Raw genomic sequence first — 19,704 nt, forward strand, 5'->3', positions numbered from 1 at the left:
ACGCACACCTCATGAACCTGTGTAAAAAATAACAAATGGCTTATGTCTTATTCTAATTACTATGCCGCTTCCGGGCTTTTTCATGGATCTATGTCGTCGGTAATGGGAACACAGTTTGACATTCTGATGGTTGGCAGTGATTCCGCGCTGCTTGGCACGGTTTGGGAAAAAGTCGAGTCGGAGGTCCGGCGGTTGGATAAGATGTTGAACCGCTTTGATCCGGAAAGCGAGGTGTCGTTTGTCAATCGGGAAGCCGGGCATTATCCGGTATCGGTAGGTGAAGAACTTTGGGATATATTGCAGAACTGCAAGCGTTATTATGAATTGACGGAGGGATATTTTGATATTACTTTGCAAGGATTTGATCAGTTATTGCTTACGGAAGAAGACAAGAGCATCTTTTTCTTCTCCGAATCTTTACATATCGATCTTGGCGGGTACGGGAAAGGATATGCGCTTGCAAAAATACGGGAATTACTGGAAGAAAATAGGGTCGCTAAAGCGCTTGTGAATTTCGGAAACAGCTCGGTGCTGGCTGTCGGCACGCATCCATGCGGGGCGTATTGGCCTGTCGGGCTCGATAATCCGTTCACGAAAGAAAGGGTGGCGGATCTGAAACTGTGCGACAGTTCGCTTTCGACATCGGGCAACATGCCTTCACATCCGCGCCACATCGTAAACCCGCATACCGGAGCGTTTGTGGAAGACAAGAAAATGGTGTCGGTTGTCGCGAAAGATCCGGTGGTGGCGGAAATATTGACTACCGCTTTTATGATTGCCGATGAGGAGCGTATTCCGGAAATTGCCTCGCAATTTGATATTTATGAAAAACATGTATATAAGTTATGAAAAATGATGAGAATTCAGTCAATTTAAGCCGACGGGACTTCTTCAAGGAGTTGGGAATGATCGGTGGAGGCGGTGCGCTGCTTTCCGCATTTCCCTGGTTGCAGTCCTGCAGTGCTGACGACAAAGCGCTGATCGCCAAGGAGAAAGTGCGGATCGGTTTTATCGGTACAGGTTCACGTGGGCAATACCACCTGAATAACTTGAAGACAATCCCTTATGCCGATGTGGTTGCCTTATGTGATAATTATCCTCCCCATCTGAAAGAGGCTTCCGCGCTTTATCCGAAAGCAAAGACGTATGATGATTACCGGAAGTTGCTGGAAGACAAAGATGTCCAGGCTGTCATGATTGCTACCCCGTTATACGAACATGCGCATATCACAATCGATTCCCTGCATGCAGGCAAGCATACGTTCTGTGAAAAGTCGATGGCGATGACCTGTGCGGATTGCCTGGATATGTATAATGTATTCAAGGAATCGGGAAAAGTGATGTTTATCGGCCAGCAACGTTTGTACGATCCTAAATATGTGAAGGCGATGGAGATGATTCATGCCGGTCTGTTGGGCGAAATCGGCTCGATACGGGCTTATTGGTTCCGTAATAACGACTGGCGCCGTCCGGTTCCTTCACCCGATTTGGAGCGTAAGATTAACTGGCGTTTATATAAAGAATACTCATGTGGTCTGGTGACCGAGTTGGCGACTCATCAGTTGCAAGTCGGTAACTGGGCGTTGAAAATGCTGCCTGAGAAAGTGGCCGGTATGGGTGATATCGTCTATTGGAAAGACGGCCGCGATGTCTACGACAGCATCAACCTGATCTATCATTACCCGAACGGTGTGAAGATGACTTACGAGTCGATGATCGCCAATAAGTTCTATGGCCTCGAAGAAGAAATCTTAGGGAGCAAGGGAACGATGGAACCGGAAAAAGGCAAATATTATTTTGAAGATGCCGAACCGGCTCCCGGTATTCTGCAACTGATCAACCAGATTGAACATAAGATGTTCGACAATGTTTCGTTTGCCGGTCCGAGTTGGGTGCCTGAAACGGCGTCGGTCAACAAGGGGCATCTGATTATGGACAAGGTGACTTCAATCAGCGGACAGTCGTCTGTCGGCGCTGCTGGTGACGGTTCCGTCGAGTTGGTTACCGCTTTCTGTGAGTCCGCCATTACCGGGAAACCGGTTCCGAACTTGGTGGAAGAAGCCTATTATTCTTCTGTGCTCGGCTTGTTAGGCCTGCAGGCGATAGATGAAGGACGGGTGATTACTTTCCCGGATGAATATAAAATACCGTATCTAAATTTTGCATGATTATGAAAGACATCTTATTAACTGTAAAGAGACAAAAAACGGAAATTAAGGTTTTCTGTGTTTGTATCGTGCTTGCTTATCTGATGAACATCATTGCGATCATTGCATACGGTACAAGTTGGTCCGAACTTTGGACACAATCCTTATGGATGCTGCTCATCACTTGCGGCTTTTATGGATTGTCAATTGTGCTTCGTCTGCTGTATTATGGAATACGGCAGTTAAGGAAATAATCTTCCATGCCCATCCATCTAAAATTTCATGCCCATGTAATTCAATTTTCATGGGCATGAAATTTATTTCTTCATTCTCCCCCTTTTGCATGATTCGTGAATGTTTTTGATTGATTTCTTATCATGCTTTTCTGTCGGATTACTTTCCTTTGCTTTATAATTCTGATTAGACATGAAAAAGACAATTTTACTATTCTCAATTCTATTGGCGTCGTGTGCCGGAAAGCAGACGCAGGAGATACAGACGGTGGAACGTCTGTCCACAACATCTCGAAATGACTATTATGTAAGTAACCGGTCACCTTTGCAACCACAGCAATTTATCAAGTTGCCTGCCGGAAGCATCGAACCTGAAGGCTGGATACGGGAGCAGATCGAATTACAGAAAAACGGCCTTTGCGGCCATCTGGGAGAGATCAGCGCCTGGTTGCAAAAAGGCGACAATGCCTGGCTGAAGAACGGAGGCGAATGGGGCTGGGAAGAAGTGCCTTACTGGCTGCGCGGTTATGGAAATATGGCTTATGCGCTGAAAGACGAGGCGCTGCTCAAGGAAACAAAGTTCTGGATAGAAGCCATCCTGGCAAGTCAGCGTGAAGACGGCAACTTTGGCCCTGTCCATCTGAATAACGGCAAGCAGGATTTCTGGCCGAACATGATTGTCCTCTGGATCATGCAATCTTATTTTGAATACACGAATGATAACCGGGTGATCGATTTCATGGCGAATTATTGCCATTATCTGCAAACTGTTCCGGATGATGCTTTCCTTTCCAGTTATTGGGAAAACAGTCGCGGCGGCGATAATCTTTGGAGCGTGGTCTGGCTGTACAACCGTACGGGCGACGAATCCCTTCTTTCGCTGGCCGATAAAATCCACCGGAATACGGCTGACTGGACGAAGTCGACACAACTTCCGAACTGGCATAATGTGAATATCGCCCAGTGTTTCCGCGAACCGGCCACTTATTTCCTGTTTACAAAAGACTCGGCCATGCTGGATGCCACCTATAACGCGCAAAGCCTGATACGCCGCGCTTTCGGACAGGTCCCGGGTGGAATGTTCGGAGCGGACGAGAATGCCCGCATCGGTTTCTTCGATCCCCGGCAGGGAACGGAGACTTGCGGTTTTGTGGAGCAGATGGCGTCCGACGAGATTATGCTCCTGATCAGCGGCGATCCTTATTGGGCTGACAATTGCGAAGATGTGGCTTTTAACAGTTATCCTGCCGCTTTGATGCCGGATTACCGGGCGTTGCGCTATCTGACTTGTCCGAATATGGTCGTCAGCGACTCACGCAACCACCATCCGGGTTTGGACAATCGGGGACCGTTCCTGGCAATGAACCCGTTCAGCAGCCGTTGTTGCCAGCATAATCATGGCTTCGGTTGGCCTTATTATATGGAACATTTGGTATTGGCAACGCCGGATAACGGAGTGGCAGCCGTTCTTTATAACGCTTGTAAAGCGAATGTGAAGGTGGGCGACGGAACGGAAATCACGTTGCATGAACAGACAAATTATCCCTTTGAAGAAATGACACGTTTTACGGTCGGGACACCCAAAGCAATTTCTTTCCCGTTCTATCTCCGCATACCTTCCTGGTGTAAGAATGCTTCTATCCTGATTAACGGCAAGCCGCAACAGGTAACGTTGGAAGCCGGGACTTACGCTCGTATCGAACGGGAGTGGAATAATGGTGATGAAATTGTGTTGAACCTTCCGATGGATTATTCCGTCCGTCAATGGCAGGTGAACAAGAACAGTGTCAGCGTCAATTACGGCCCGCTTACGCTCTCGTTAAAGATAGATGAAGAATACAGGCAAGTTCCGAGTACCGAAACGGCTGTCTGGGATTCCAAATGGCAGGAAGGCGCCGATGCTTCCGCTTGGCCGACTTTTGAGATTCATCCGGCAAGCGCGTGGAATTATGCTTTGAAAGTAAAGTCTCCCATAACATTGCAGCGCAAGAACTGGCCGGCTGATAATAATCCGTTCACCTTGGCATCCGTCCCGATGGAGTTCAAAACCCAGGGCCGTTTAGTGCCGGGATGGAAAGTTGATGAATACGGACTGTGCGGCGTTTTGCCTTACGAAAACGCTCCTAAATCCGACCGCCTGGACGAAATAACATTGGTCCCGATGGGAGCTGCCCGTTTGCGTATATCTTCGTTCCCGGTGGCGGAGTGAGGTCTTAAATTTGTCAAATAATGAATCAATAACGGATAAAGACCGGTCCTCTATTGCATGTTACGGTTGTCTTCTTTGCATGTCACAACTGTCTTCCTTCTATGTTACAGTTGGATTTCTTTTGTTTCACGGCTGTAACATGAATAGCGGGTAGGTATGGAGGGGGCACACATTCCGCATCGTTCATTCTATCTGCCGGGTTATTCATTCCTTTACGGCACTATAGCCCCATGAAGGACTGCAATACCATTTCACAGGCGATCTTGGCAAATCAGGACTTTCCCGTTTACTTATACAGATACAGTTATAAGAATATTTGAACCTGTAAATGATAAACCATTCTATTTGTCACCGACTAACAGTTTAATATACTCCGTCGGACTTTTTCCATACTGCTTCTGGAAGCAGGTGGAGAAGTAGGCCGGGGAAGAGAAGCCAACCTGGAAAGCGATCTCGTTGATGCGGTTCTCACCGTTTTGCATCAGCAGGATCGCTTTCTTTAACCGGGCGATCCGGATGAAATCGTTGGGGGAGAGGCCCGACAGTCCTTTTACCTTGCGATAGAGGCTGGAGGTGCTCATGCCCATTGTGTCGGCAAGCATTTCGACGGACAGGGCCTCATTGTTGAGGTGCTCTTCCAGATAATCGTTCAGTTTGCGCAGGAAAATATCGTCTACCTGTGAGACCGCTAACGTAGCAACCGGGGCAAGCGGTTTTTCGAGATATGTCTTGTTTAGCAATTCCCGACTTTTCAGCAGATTGCCGACTTGGGCCGTCAGCAGCTCGATGGAGAACGGTTTCTCCATATAAGCGTCCGCCCCCGTGTTCAGTCCTTTCAGACGCGATTGCAGGTTATGTTGGGCAGTCAACAGGATAAAAGGAATATGGCTGATGTTGACATCGTTTTTCACCTCATTGCAGAGTTCGAAACCATCCATCAACGGCATCATGACATCACTTATAATCAGATTGACCGTTTTCTTGCGAATCAGGTCGAGGGCAACTTTTCCGTTTTCAGCTTCCAACACCTGGTAAGTCTCTGCCAGCTCGCGGGCGATGAAACGGCGCATATCGTCCTGGTCTTCGACGATCAGGATAACCGGTTGTCCTGTTTCGGGCAAGGTGATCATTTCCGGCTTTTCTTTTTCATTATCGGTTTTTATCAGGAAGCTGTCTTCCTGCTGTTCCGGTAACATAAGGACAAACTGGTTCAGTCCGTCCGGTGTTTGCCGGTAGAAGAGCCTGCCCCGGTGAAACTCCGTCAGGGAGTGGGCCAGCGACAAGCCGATGCCGCTTCCCTGCTGGTTTTCAGTCTCTTTCAAACGATAGAATGGGCTGAATATGTTTTCCGCTTCACTTTCGGGAATCAGATGGCCGTCATTGGTGACAAGGATCGTGAACATCCGTTCTTCGCCTGCCGGCGGTAATAGTTCGAGCGATATGCGGCTGTCCGAATACTTCAGTGCATTGCTGAGCATATTGCTGACAATCTTGGCAAACGCTTCCCGGTCCAGACAAGCCTCGAAAGGAATCTCCGGTAGCTTGACGGTGAATCTCTTGTTCTCTTTTTCGAAAGCCGGCCGGAACGGATGCAGGATGGTTTCGAGCCAAAGTACAACATCGGTCGAGACATAGTTCAGTTTGAATCCCCGGCTTTCCGTCTTACGGAAATCTAACAGTTGGTTGCTGAGGTCCAGTAGCCGTCCGGTGTTTTTCTCGATAATCTCGAGATTTTCCCGGGTGGCGGGAGTGCCGTCTCCGGAGCGGAGGATTTTCTCTAACGGCGCTTTGATCAGCGTCAGCGGTGTCCGTATCTCATGCGTGATAAAGGTGAAGAACTGTATTTTGGCATTATAGAGCTCTTTCTCCTTTTTGCTTTCGAATATTTCGCGGTTGATCCGGTGTTTCTCTTCTAATTTTGCTTTTTTGTAATTATACCAAAGCACGATCAGCAGGCACAGGATCAGGAAATAGATGAGCAGTGCCCATCCCGTAGCCCAGAATGGCGGCGTAACCGTGATCCTGAGCATAGTCTCGTTGTCCTGCCAGACACCGCTGCTGTTGGTCGATTTGACACGGAAAATATATTTCCCGGGCGATAGATTGGCAAAGGTCACATCTTTGTTCTGGTTCATATAAATCCAGTCTTTGTCACTGCCTTCCAGTTGATAGGCATACTGGATGGCGTCCGGTGAAGTATAGCTTAGGGCTATGTACGAAAGGGTGAAGGTCGAGCGGTTGTAAGGCAGTTTCAATTCGCCGTTTTCCATGATCCGGTTGACATTATACTTGGGGGCGCCGATGCGGTCGTCCCGCACGAATATACGGGTGATGCAAAGGGGAGGCGAGGAGGGATCTTCCTTGAAATCGCACGGATTGAAAGCGATCATGCCGTTGATAGTTCCCATGAACATGGTCCCGTCGGGCATTTGGTAGGAGGAGCAATAGTTGAACTGTGTTTCGGGCAAGCCTTCCGTATAGGAGAATGTCTTCATTACATAAGTTTCCGGATTGAAACGGACCAATCCGTTGGCTGTCGCGATCCAGAAGAAGTGTTCCTCGTCTTCCATAATGCGGTGTACGATATTGCTGGGAAGCCCGTTCTCTACCGTGATGCGGTTGAATGAATCCGACTGGTCGTTATAGAGGGAAAAACCGTAGACGGTCGATACCCAGATACGTCCTTTCGAATCTTCGAAGATGGAAGTGACATTATTATCGCCGATAGTCTGGGAACGTTGCCGGCTTGCCTCGTAGCGCGTGATCTTTTTGTCTGTGCCCGAATAACGATAGGCCCCGGTTGTCGTAGCGATCCAGATGTCACCTTTTGTGTCTTTATAGATCTGGCGGACCATTGACCGTATTTCTGCTCCCCACGGGATAAAACGTCCTTCTTTCTTTTGGAAGAGGACGAGCCCGTCTGAAGTCCCGATCAGGATTTCATTGTCCGACAATTTGCAGAAGCAGAGCACGAAATCCGATGGCAGCCGGTTTTGAGTGCCGGCACGCGTATATCGTTTGACGATTTTTCCTGTCGGGATGTCCATCAGGTCGATTCCCGTATTGAACGTGCCGATCCACAGTTGGTTTCCGTCGGCAAGCAGGCCGTGGATGTTGGTGGCTGACAGCGGATGGGTAGGATTGCTGCGTGAGAAGTTCGTGATCTCGCCGGTTGCCGGGTTATAGCGATTGATCCCATTGTCTTCGGTTCCTAACCAGAGGTTGCCGTATTGGTCGGGACAGATTTCCCGCACGGCATTGCCCAGCATCTTGGGATGTGTTTTTCCCCCGATAAAATAGGTAAAGGGGAAATATTCTTTAGGCAGATAGTTGATCCCCCCGAAGAATGTCGTAGCCCATATGCCGCCCTCGCGGTCCCTTGTCACCGAGTAGACGGCATTGTCGGAAATGGTGTATTCGTTGGTCAGCGATTTCTGCAGATGCGTAATGCTGCGATTTGCCATATTAAAGATGTGGATACCGGATTCGGAAGCGATCCAGTAGGTGTTTTTCCCGTATTGCGTAATGTCCCGCACTTGTATGTCCGGGATAATCGTTTCCACTTTCCGGCTGCGTTCGTCGTAAAACTTGAGTCCGGCCCGGTCTGTTCCCACCAATACGCCCCAGTCAGGCACATGGCAGAGCGCGGAGAGGCTGATCGGGTTTTCTTTTTCTTTTTCTGTCAGGATCGGGATGCGGACGAATTTATCGGTCTCCGGTTTGTAGAAGTACAGGTCGTAGTGTCCGGCCAGCAATGGCTCGCCCTCTTCGGTCATCGTGATGTCCACCGGATTGATATCTTCCCCTTCGGGGTAAAAATGCGGACTTTTTTCGCCCGATACTTCATAGCGGGCGATCCGGTTGTAGCTTATCAGCCAAAGATTCCCTTTCTTGTCTTCCCGGATTTGCTGGAAATATTCCGGTGCGTTGTCGCTGTCTGAAAATGTCAGCGGATGGAAAGAATCCGTTTTATAGTCGTAATAGCAGGTATAAGAGTTCGTACATACCCACAGCCTGTTTCTTGAATCTTCGAAAAGGCTGATGATGCGGTCGTTCGGCAAGCTCTCCGGGTCGTATGAGTTATAACGGTAGATACGGAAATTATGGCCGTCGAAACGGTTCAGCCCGTCATCTGTCCCGAACCACATGAATCCCTTTTTATCCTGGAGGGTGCAATAGACAGTGTTGTGCGACAGCCCTTGCTTATTGGTATAATGCCGGAAATATAAGTCGTGAGCCTTGCCCAGTACGGGAAAGAGCGATAGAAGCGCGAGGATCGTAATAAGAAGAAATCTCATAAGATGTTGTGTTTCTCTATTAGTATAGGGCAAAAGTAAGCAAAAAATCAGTATGGAAACGGGTTTTGATTGATATTTGAAAGGTTATGATTGATGCTTGAAAGGGGTTTTGAGGGGTGAAAACTACCTTTGCGCTGTCAGTGAATATTAAATGTTGTGTTTTAATAAATATAAAGAAAGAATGAAGAGAACCGCTCTGATACTAATGATTTGCTGCCTGTGGGTACTGAATGTGTCCTGCGGTTCAGGAGATTTATTTCAGCCGGATAAGAAGAACGCTTTACGCGCTCCTTCTTATCCGCTCATTACAATTGATCCTTACACCAGTGTGTGGTCGTTTGCGGACAAATTGAATGAAGATGCCACCCGCCATTGGACCGGAAAGGAACAATCCCTGTTAGGTGTTCTCGAAGTCGACGGAACCGCTTATCGTTTTATGGGAAAAGAAATTCCGGCGGAAAACGCTCCGGAACGTTTTGCGACAGCGGCTGTCCAGCAGTCGGTGAATGTCCTTCCTACACAAACCTATTATACTTTTGAATGCGGTCCCGTATTGTTGGATCTTGTTTTTACCGCCCCTTTATTGTTGGATGATCCGGACCGGATGTCCACACCCGTTAATTATATATCCTGGCAAGTGCGTTCGGCTGACGGAAAAGAACATAAAGTCCGGGTGGTCGTGGAAGCATCGCCCGCCTTGGCTGTTCATTCGGCAGAACAGGCAGTTGTGGTTACCGGCGAAGAAGAAAATGGCATTTCTTATCTGAAAACAGGAACAGTGGAACAAGCTGTCTTGGCGCGTAAGGGAGACGATGTCCGTATCGATTGGGGCTATTTCTATTTGGCGGCTCCGACAGAGGTGCAGACCGAAATGAAAATAAGCGACCGGAACCAGCTTGTGTACAGCCATGATCCGGGTTCCGTAGCGGCATCACCCGCTACCGGTTTCCTGATGGTTGGCTATGACGACCTCTATGCTATCCAGTATTTCAAGGATAACCGCATGGCTTATTGGAAACATAACGGAGAAAAAAATATCCGGCAGGCTTTTGAAGAGGCCTCCGCGCAGTATCGTTCGCTCATGAACCGTTGCCGCCGTTTTGACAACCGCCTGATGGAAGATGCGGAAAAGGCGGGAGGAAAAGAATATGCCGAACTTTGTGCCGTGGCTTACCGGCAGGCGATCGCCGCGCATAAACTGGTGGAAGATGCCGAGGGCAACCTGCTTTTTCTTTCCAAAGAAAATTTCAGCAACGGTTCGATCGGCACGGTGGATGTGACTTATCCGTCCGCCCCTCTGTTTCTGCTCTATAATCCGGAACTGCTGAAAGGCATGTTGAACCCGATTTTCTATTACAGCGAAAGCGGACAGTGGAACAAGCCTTTTGCCGCACACGATGTCGGGACTTATCCGCAGGCGAACGGACAAACCTACGGAGGCGATATGCCGGTGGAGGAAAGCGGCAATATGCTGATCCTGACTACGGCCATCGCCCTGCGCGAAGGAAATGCCGAGTATGCCCGCCGGCATTGGGATGTGCTGACCGTTTGGGCGAACTATCTGCTGAAAGAAGGCCTGGATCCCGATAACCAGTTGTGCACCGACGACTTTGCCGGTCACTTCGCCCATAATGCGAATCTGTCCATCAAAGCGATTATGGGAATCGCCGGATATGGAAAACTGGCCGGTATGCTGGGGGATCAGGAGACTGCTGAAAAATATATTTCCGCCGCCCGCAAGATGGCGAAGAAATGGACGATGATGGCGGATAATGGTGATCACTACCGCCTGACATTCGACCAGCCCGACACCTGGAGCCAGAAGTACAACCTGATCTGGGACAAACTCTTCGGAATGAATATATTCCCTGCCGGAATTGCGGAAAAGGAAATGGCCTATTACCAGACTGTCCAGCAGCCGTACGGGCTTCCGCTCGACAGCCGCAAGACTTACACCAAATCGGATTGGATCGTTTGGACAGCTTGCCTGACAGACAATCCGGATGATTTCCGCCGATTGGTTTCCCCCGTTTACAAATATGCAAACGAGACGGAGACGCGTATGCCTTTGAGCGACTGGCACGAGACGACTAACGGCCGTTCCGTCGGATTCCGCGCCCGTTCCGTTGTAGGCGGCTATTTTATGAAGATGCTGGAACAACAGATGTATAAGCCTTCTGCCCGTCCGCAACAGACGGAACAGCCGGTTGCCGAAGCAAAGCGGACATATCGCAATCCGATCATCGATTACAGCCTGCCCGATCCGACGATCATCAAGGCTGCCGACGGCTATTTCTATGTCTATGCCACCGAGAATATCCGCAACACGCCGATCCACCGTTCCCGTAACCTCGTGGACTGGGAAGAAGTCGGGACCGCTTTTACGGAAGAGACACGTCCGACCTTTGAACCGAAAGGCGGCCTTTGGGCGCCGGATATCAATTATATCAACGGACAATATGTGTTATATTATTCAATGTCCGTATGGGGAGGCGAATGGACTTGCGGCATCGGTGTCGCCACATCCGACAAACCGGAAGGGCCGTTCACGGATCATGGACCGCTGTTCCGTAGCAAGACAATTCAAGTTCAAAATTCAATAGACCAATTTTACATGGAAGATAACGGGAAAAAGTATCTCTTCTGGGGTAGTTTTCGCGGTATCTATGGGATAGAGCTGTCGGACGACGGCCTGTCTATCCGGGACGGAGCCATCAAACAGCAGGTTGCCGGAACCGCCTACGAAGGTACTTACATCCACAAAAGAGGCAATTATTATTATCTGTTCGCCTCGATAGGGAGTTGTTGTGAGGGATTGAAAAGTACCTATACCACAGTCGTAGGCCGCTCTAACAACCTGTTTGGCCCGTACACCGACAAGCAGGGGCAGCCGATGATGGAAAATCATCACGAAATATTGATTCATGGCAATGAGGCGTTTGTCGGAACCGGTCATAACTCCGAAATCGTTGCAGACGATCGGGGCAATGATTGGATCCTCTACCACGCCGTGAGTCGTGCAAACCCGACAGGCCGTGTCTTGATGATGGACCAGGTCCGTTGGAAAGACGGCTGGCCGGAAGTCGAAGGGGCGACACCTTCATTAGTGGCGGAAGCACCCACTTTTTTAGTTGAAAATTGAAAGTTGAAAGATAATTCATAAATCATAAATTCGTAAATCATGAAAAAGACGTTGTTAATATGTTGTGCTTTGGCACTGGCTTTGGGCGCACAGGCCCAATGGAAACCGGTCGGAGATAAGATCAAGACGCAGTGGGCGGAACAGGTGAACCCGGCGAATGTCCTTCCCGAATATCCCCGTCCCCAGTTGGAACGTGGCGATTGGCAGAACCTGAACGGTGAGTGGGAATATGCCATCAAACCGGTTGGTAATGCCGAACCGGCTGCTTTCGATGGCAAAATATTAGTCCCTTTTGCTGTCGAATCTTCCCTTTCCGGTGTTCAGAAAGAAGTTGGCGAGAACAATGAACTGTGGTATAAACGCACTTTCACGGTTCCTTCTGCCTGGAAAAATAAAGATATTGTTTTGAATTTCGGTGCAGTAGACTGGAAAGCCGATGTTTTTGTGAACGACATCCTGGTCGGCACTCATCAGGGAGGCTTCACTCCGTTCTCTTTCAATATCACCCCGTATCTGACCGGCAAGAGCGGCCAGAAATTAGTTGTCCGTGTATGGGACCCGAGCGATAAAGGATTTCAGCCGCGCGGAAAGCAAACATCCCGTCCGGAAAGTATCTGGTACACGCCTGTGACAGGTATCTGGCAGACTGTCTGGTTGGAACCGGTTGCTTCTGCACATGTGACTTCAGTGAAAGCAATTCCTAATATCGACACGAATACATTGAATGTAACAGTCGGTACTTCCTGCAACTGCCCTTCCGGCATCGTGACTGTAAAACTGTTGGATAAAGGCCAGGTTGTCGCTTCAGCTAAGGGTGTTCAGGGCAAGGAACTTCGCCTGAATGTCCAGGACCCGACACTTTGGAGCCCGTCCAATCCGTATCTGTACGATATGACGGTTTCACTGGCAAAAGACGGCAAAGTGTTGGACGAAGTAAAGTCCTATACAGCTTTCCGTAAGATATCTTCCAAACGCGATGCAAACGGCATCATGCGTATGCAGCTGAACAATCAGGACCTCTTCCAATACGGCCCGCTGGATCAAGGCTGGTGGCCTGACGGACTTTATACGGCTCCGACGGACGAAGCTCTATTGTACGATGTCAAGAAGACAAAAGACTGGGGTTTCAATATGATCCGTAAACACGTGAAAGTGGAACCTGCCCGTTGGTATTATCATTGCGATAAGGAAGGTATGCTCGTTTGGCAGGATATGCCGAGCGGTGACATGGGTAACAGCTGGGCGCCTCACACTTACAATGGTGGAACAGACAAAGACCGTACGGCCGAATCCGTTGCCAATTATTATCAGGAATGGAAAGAGATCATGGACTTGTGTGTCTCCAATCCTTCTGTTGTTGTCTGGGTTCCTTTCAATGAAGCATGGGGGCAGTTCGATACGGAAAAGGTGGTTGAATGGACTAAGTCTTACGATCCTTCCCGTCTGGTGAATCCGGCAAGCGGCGGTAACCATCGTTCTTGCGGCGATATCCTGGATTTGCATAACTATCCGGCTCCCGATATGTATCTGTTCGATCCGCAGCGTGTAAACGTGCTCGGTGAATATGGCGGTATCGGTCTTCCGGTGGAAAACCATTTGTGGTGGAACAAACGCAACTGGGGGTATGTACAGTTCAAGAACAGCGCAGAAGTGACAGCCGAATATGTGAAGTATGCCAATATCCTGAAAGATTATGTGAAACGTGGTTTCTCTGCAGCCGTTTATACGCAGACAACCGATGTGGAAGGCGAAGTCAACGGCTTGATGACATACGACCGTAAAGTGATCAAGATCGACGAAGCGGCCGTACGGAAAGCAAACCAGGCAGTTATTAACGAGTTGAAATAAAAGTATGAAACGGATCAGTCTTGCTTTTTTATCACTCTTTCTATGCGTGGCCTCTGTCTGGGCCATGCCCCGTCCCGAATATCCGCGCCCGCAGTTCGAGCGGGCGGATTGGGTAAATCTGAATGGCGAATGGACTTATTCATTTGACTTCGGCGGTTCCGGGATGGAACGTGAGTTCTATAAATCAAACGGATTTAATGATAAGATAACTGTCCCTTTCTGTCCGGAGAGTAAATTGTCCGGTGTAGGATATACGGATTTTATCAATCATTTCTGGTATCAGCGCCCGATCACGATTCCGCAGGAATGGAACGGGAAGAATATCCTGCTCAATTTCGGAGCGGTGTATTATAAATCGGAAGTGTATGTCGACGGAGTTTTGGCTAACCGGCATTTTGGCGGAACCTCTTCATTTGCCGTCGATATAACCTCTTTGGTTAAACCGGGCCAGACGCATAGCTTGGTTGTTTACGTCGAAAGCGACCTGCGCGGAGCTAAACAGGCTGGCGGTAAACAAAATTTGCAATATGCCTCTTATGGTTGTAACTATACCCGTACGACCGGTATCTGGCAGACCGTTTGGATGGAAGCCGTTCATCCGGAAGGTTTGCAGTCTGTACAGGTTCTGACGGATATCGGCCAGCAGCAGTTGGTGGTTCGCCCCCGTTTCTATAAAGAACAGGGAGGGAAGTTGCAGGTGACATTGAAAGACAACGGCAAGGTGGTGGCCAATCAGACGGTTTCGGCAAGCTCTTTGTCCTCTGTTGTCCTTCCGGTCAAGAAGATGAAAACCTGGAGTCCGGAAAGTCCTTTCCTGTACGATTTGGAATACAAAGTACTGGATAAGAACGGTAATATTGTTGATGAAGTAAAAGGATATGCCGGTATGCGCAAAGTCCATATCGAAGGCAATAAGATTTATTTGAACAACAAGCCTTATTACCAGCGTCTGGTGCTCGACCAGGGATTTTATCCCGACGGTATCTGGACGGCTCCGAGTGACGAGGCATTGAAACGGGATATCGAACTGTCGATGGAGGCCGGATTCAATGGCGCACGCCTGCATCAGAAGGTTTTTGAAGAACGTTTCTACTATTGGGCGGATAAGATGGGGTATCTGACTTGGGGGGAAGCTTCCAGTTGGGGAATGGATTGTAACGATACGGAAACGGCTCGTAATTTCATTACCGAATGGAGTGAGATTGTGCAGCGTGACCGTAATCATCCTTCGCTCCTGATCTGGACACCGACGAACGAGGAGTTTTGGCCGGACCGTGTACAATATCCGCGCCTGATGCATGATCTCTACAACTTGACGAAACTGATCGATCCGACTCGTCCTTTCCACGGTGCAAGTGGTGGTACGCATATAGCAACGGATATCTGGACTGTCCACAACTACGAACAGGACCCGGCCAAGTTGAAGGATAAGCTGTACAACGGCGGCAAATTGATGGAAGCTCCGAAATGGGAAATCCATCTGATGCCGATGAATATCGGTTATAACGGCCTGAAATATACGGATCAGTATGCTTTCCCGGAATACAGGAAGGATATGCCTTATCTGGTGGATGAGTTCGGCGGTATCAAATGGAATCCCGCACAACAGACGGAAAGCGCCCAGAATACATCCTGGGGATATGGCGAACCTCCCCGTTCGCTGGAAGAGTTCTACACACGCCTGGAAGGCCAGGTCGATGCTGTCCTTTCTCTTTCAAATGACATTTGGGGATATTGCTATACGCAGCTGACAGACGTAGAACAGGAGCAAAACGGTATCTATTATTACGACCGTACTCCCAAATTCGACATGAAGCGCATCCACGCTATTTTCAGCAAAACACCAGAATCAAAATAATTACGGACTAAATTATTTATGGATCCGAATGGAAAGGGACTGTCAAAAGTCCCATTTCCTTCGGATCTTCTATTTCCTTTCTGCCTGCAGGCGTGTTTCTTTATAAAAGGTTACGTTCCGAATAATACTTCTATATCTTTCCCCTTGCCATGTGGATGAAAATATGTAACTTTGCAGTTTTGAAATGCGAGTGTGCAATTAAAAGATAATTAAAATATTACTATCGTGGCAGATACAAAGTACATCTTCGTTACGGGCGGCGTGGTCTCTTCTTTAGGTAAGGGAATTATTGCTGCATCTTTGGGTAAACTACTTCAGGCAAGAGGTTACAAGGTTACCATCCAGAAATTTGACCCCTATATTAATATCGATCCGGGAACGCTGAACCCGTACGAACATGGGGAATGCTATGTTACCGTAGACGGACATGAAGCGGATTTGGACCTCGGACACTACGAACGTTTTCTGAATGTCCAGACGACCCGCGCAAACAACATCACTACAGGACGCATCTATCAGAGCGTTATCAGCAAGGAACGGAAAGGGGATTACCTGGGTAAGACTGTTCAGGTGGTGCCTCATATCACGGATGAGATCAAACGCAACGTGAAATTGTTAGGTTCCAAATATAAGTTCGATTTCGTGATTACGGAGATCGGAGGTACCGTCGGTGATATCGAATCTCTTCCTTTTATTGAAAGCGTACGCCAGTTGAAGTGGGAGTTAGGTAAGAATTGTATTTGCGTACATCTTACTTATGTGCCTTACATCGCTGCGGCTAAAGAGTACAAGACGAAGCCGACACAGCATTCCGTAAAGCAATTGCAGGAATTAGGTATCCAGCCGGATGTGCTGGTACTGCGTACCGAGCATGAATTGAACAGTAATATATTGAGTAAGGTCGCCCTGTTCTGCAACGTAGCACAGGATGCGGTTATACAGTCTATCGACGTTCCGACAATCTACGAGGTACCGTTGGTATTGCAGCGCCAGAAGATGGACGAAGTGATCCTGCGCAAAGTAGGGTTGGAAGTCGGACCGACACCGGAAATGAAGGCCTGGCATCAGTTCCTGCAACGGAAAGTCGATGCAACCGAAACGGTGAAGATCGGGCTGGTCGGTAAATATGTGGAGTTGCAGGATGCGTATAAGTCTATTGACGAATCTTTGTTGCAGGCCGCTATTTATAATGACCGCAAGTTGGATCTGCACCTGTTCCATTCTGAAAAACTGAACGAGGGCAATGCTGCCGAATTGTTGAAAGACATGGATGGCATCTTGATTGCACCGGGCTTTGGCCAGCGTGGTATCGAAGGTAAGTTTGCCGCTTTGAAATATGCCCGCGAAAACGATGTGCCTTGCTTAGGTATTTGTCTGGGTATGCAATGCATGGTGATCGAGTTTGCCCGTGATGTCATGGGACTGGATGATGCGAACTCCACTGAAATGGAGCCGAACACACCATATAAGGTGATTGACCTGATGGAAGAGCAGAAGAATGTGACCAACATGGGTGGTTCCATGCGTTTGGGTGCTTATGACTGTATTTTGAAGAAAGGTTCCAAAGCTTATGAAGCATATGGAAAAGAACATATCCAGGAGCGCCACCGCCATCGTTTTGAATTTAACAGCGAATACCGTGATCAGTTTGAAGCTGCCGGTATGATGTGTGTCGGTGAAAATCCGGAATCGAATCTGGTGGAAGTGGTCGAAATCCCGTCTCTGAAATGGTTTGTGGGCGTTCAGTTCCATCCCGAATATAACAGTACAGTTGTCAATCCTAACCCTCTTTTCGTTAGCTTTGTAAAGGCTGCAGTTGAGAATAAAAAATAAATTTGTAGATGGATAAAAACACGATAATAGGTTTTCTGCTTATTGGAGTTGTCTTAATTGTATTTACCTGGTTGAACAAACCTACACCGGAGCAGATGGAAGCACAGCGCCGGATGCAGGATTCGATAGCACAGGTAGAGTATGCAAAGCAGTTGGAGCAGCAGAAAGAATTGAATAAGGAAACAAAGGCGGACGACGAACTGGCGGATGTGCCCGATTCTGTACGGGTGGCACGTCTGCAGGGTAGTTTCGGAGTTTTTGCCGATGCGATGGTAGGAGAGGACGGTTCCACTGTTTTGGAAAACGAGCTGATTGAAGTCCGTTTGGAGAATAAGGGAGGACGTGTCGGTTACGTTCGCCTGAAAGAGTATGATAATTATAAGGATGAACCTTTGGTGTTATTCGATGCGAAAGACTCGAAGTTCGATTTCACCTTGGTGACAGCCACTAACCGTGTCGTAAATACTGGTGACCTCTATTTTACTCCGGTGAAGGGATCTGATCCCAACAGTGTGACCATGCGCCTGAACACAGGCGAAGGAAGCCATCTGGACTTCATCTATACATTGAAGCCGGACGACTATATGTTGCAGTTCTCTATCAAGGGAACCGGCCTGAACGGTGTTTTGGCACCAAGTACGACTGCTTTGGACCTGCTGTGGCAGCAGAAGATAACCCAGCAGGAGAAAGGGCGTAAGTTTGAAGATCGTTATGCAACGGTGTATTATAAATTTGTGGCGGATGATGTCGAGTACCTGAGTGAAACGAAGAATGACAGCAAACAACTGTCCAACCGCTTGAAATGGGTCGCTTATAAGGATATGTATTTTTCTTCTATCCTGATTGCCGGGAATGAAGGTTTCGAGTCGACGACGATCGATTCGAAGATGCTTCCTGCCGATGGCCCCTTCCTGAAAGAGTATAAGACGACGACCTCCGTACCTTTCGACTTGAAAGGGAATGAAGCGACAGAACTGCGTTTCTACTTCGGTCCTAACCAGTTCTCATTGCTGAAATCGTTTGACAAAGGTGTCGAAAAGGCAGACCAGTTGGATTTGGAAAAGATCGTCCCGTTAGGATGGGGTATTTTCCGTTGGGTGAACCAGTATTTTGTTATTCCGTTGTTTAACTTCCTCGGACAGTTTATCCATAGTTACGGTTTGCTGATCTTCCTGTTGACGGTTATCGTGAAATTGATTTTGTTCCCGTTGACGTATAAGTCTTATATGTCGTCTGCCAAGATGCGTGTGTTGCGTCCGCAGGTGGAAGAGCTCAATGCGAAGTATCCGGGGCAGGATAAGGCTGTGGAACGGCAGCGGGCAACGATGGAACTGTATAGCCGTGCCGGTGCAAGCCCGATGGCGGGATGTATTCCGATGCTGTTACAGATGCCGATTCTGGTCGCCTTGTTCATGTTCTTCCCGTCGGCAATCGAATTGCGCCACCAGAGTTTCCTTTGGGCGCACGACTTGTCAACCTATGATGCGATTGTGAGCTGGAACACCTATATTCCTATTATTACGCCGTATTTCGGTAATCATATCAGTTTGTTCTGTATGCTGATGACCATTACGAACATCATTTATACGAAGTTCAATATGGATCAGACCAATACGGGCCAGCAGCAGATGCCGGGCATGAAGGCCATGATGTATATGATGCCGGTGATGATGTTGGTGTTCTTCAACCAGTATGCATCCGGTCTGACTTACTACTACTTCATTTCGACTTTGATCACGATCCTGCAAACGGTTATCTTCCGTTATACGATCAATGAAGATAAATTGCTGGCTAAGCTGGAGGCGAACAAGAAGAAGCCGATGAAGAAGTCCGGTTTCATGAAGCGTCTGGAAGAAGCACAGAAGGCACAACAGGCCCAGTTGGATAGGCAGAAACAACAGAGAAAGAGATAATAAAACAGCATTTTAATTTGTTGCTGTAGACATTAAAAGGATGTTTCAAAAGTCTGTATTTTAGAATACTGCTTTTGAAATATCCTTTTTTTCTTGTGTGCGGAAAGGATGAATTTTTCTGTTATGCTTTGAAAATAAATAGGAGTCGGGATTTGCACCGTTATGAAATGTTTGTATATTTGTGATGTCTATCAATAAGTCAGTGAGTTGAGCTGTCTATGGA

10 protein-coding genes are annotated in these 19,704 nt (G+C 48.2%); 9 read left to right on the forward strand and 1 reads right to left on the reverse strand.

Translation table 11 applies throughout. The annotated features are described in order from the left end of the window. Positions 1–42 precede the first annotated feature (42 nt). The 4 genes from DWU89_RS02940 (at position 43) to DWU89_RS02955 (ending at position 4,589) form a co-directional block, all read left to right on the forward strand. Positions 43–849 carry an FAD:protein FMN transferase gene (locus DWU89_RS02940; RefSeq protein WP_115498184.1) on the forward strand — a complete coding sequence of 269 codons (807 nt, stop codon included), beginning with the start codon at positions 43–45 and terminating at the stop codon, positions 847–849. Then, positions 846–2,168, forward strand: a complete 1,323-nt coding sequence (locus tag DWU89_RS02945) for a Gfo/Idh/MocA family protein (RefSeq protein WP_115498185.1) — start codon at positions 846–848, stop codon at positions 2,166–2,168. Before DWU89_RS02940 ends, DWU89_RS02945 begins: the two co-directional genes overlap by 4 nt. A gap of 2 nt (positions 2,169–2,170) precedes the next feature. Continuing rightward, positions 2,171–2,401: a hypothetical protein gene (locus DWU89_RS02950; protein WP_115498243.1), complete on the forward strand. Its 231-nt coding sequence runs from the start codon at positions 2,171–2,173 to the stop codon at positions 2,399–2,401. A gap of 172 nt (positions 2,402–2,573) precedes the next feature. Further along, positions 2,574–4,589 carry a beta-L-arabinofuranosidase domain-containing protein gene (locus DWU89_RS02955; protein WP_115498186.1) on the forward strand — a complete coding sequence of 672 codons (2,016 nt, stop codon included), beginning with the start codon at positions 2,574–2,576 and terminating at the stop codon, positions 4,587–4,589. Positions 4,590–4,930: 341 nt separating this feature from the next. Here the strand turns inward: DWU89_RS02955 and DWU89_RS02960 are convergent, their stop codons facing one another. Then, positions 4,931–8,887, reverse strand: a complete 3,957-nt coding sequence (locus DWU89_RS02960; RefSeq protein ID WP_115498187.1) for a hybrid sensor histidine kinase/response regulator transcription factor — start codon at positions 8,885–8,887, stop codon at positions 4,931–4,933. Positions 8,888–9,068: 181 nt separating this feature from the next. Here DWU89_RS02960 and DWU89_RS02965 point away from each other — a divergent pair, with 181 nt between their 5' ends. From DWU89_RS02965 to yidC, 5 genes are all read left to right on the forward strand, one after another. Further along, on the forward strand, positions 9,069–12,029 hold the full coding sequence (locus tag DWU89_RS02965; RefSeq protein ID WP_115498188.1) for a glutaminase domain-containing protein: 2,961 nt from the start codon (positions 9,069–9,071) through the stop codon (positions 12,027–12,029). Positions 12,030–12,068: 39 nt separating this feature from the next. Continuing rightward, complete coding sequence (locus tag DWU89_RS02970) at positions 12,069–13,877, forward strand: glycoside hydrolase family 2 protein (protein WP_115498189.1); 1,809 nt, start codon at positions 12,069–12,071, stop codon at positions 13,875–13,877. A 4-nt stretch (positions 13,878–13,881) separates the two neighbouring features. After that, positions 13,882–15,735 (forward strand): glycoside hydrolase family 2 protein, encoded by a 1,854-nt coding sequence (locus tag DWU89_RS02975; protein ID WP_115498190.1) that lies wholly within the window; start codon positions 13,882–13,884, stop codon positions 15,733–15,735. 225 nt (positions 15,736–15,960) lie between these two features. After that, positions 15,961–17,568: a CTP synthase gene (locus DWU89_RS02980; protein ID WP_115498191.1), complete on the forward strand. Its 1,608-nt coding sequence runs from the start codon at positions 15,961–15,963 to the stop codon at positions 17,566–17,568. A gap of 8 nt (positions 17,569–17,576) precedes the next feature. Next, positions 17,577–19,481, forward strand: a complete 1,905-nt coding sequence (yidC, locus tag DWU89_RS02985) for a membrane protein insertase YidC (protein ID WP_115498192.1) — start codon at positions 17,577–17,579, stop codon at positions 19,479–19,481. The last annotated feature ends 223 nt before the right edge of the window (positions 19,482–19,704 follow it).

This window comes from Parabacteroides acidifaciens (assembly GCF_003363715.1).
Lineage (GTDB): Bacteria > Bacteroidota > Bacteroidia > Bacteroidales > Tannerellaceae > Parabacteroides > Parabacteroides acidifaciens.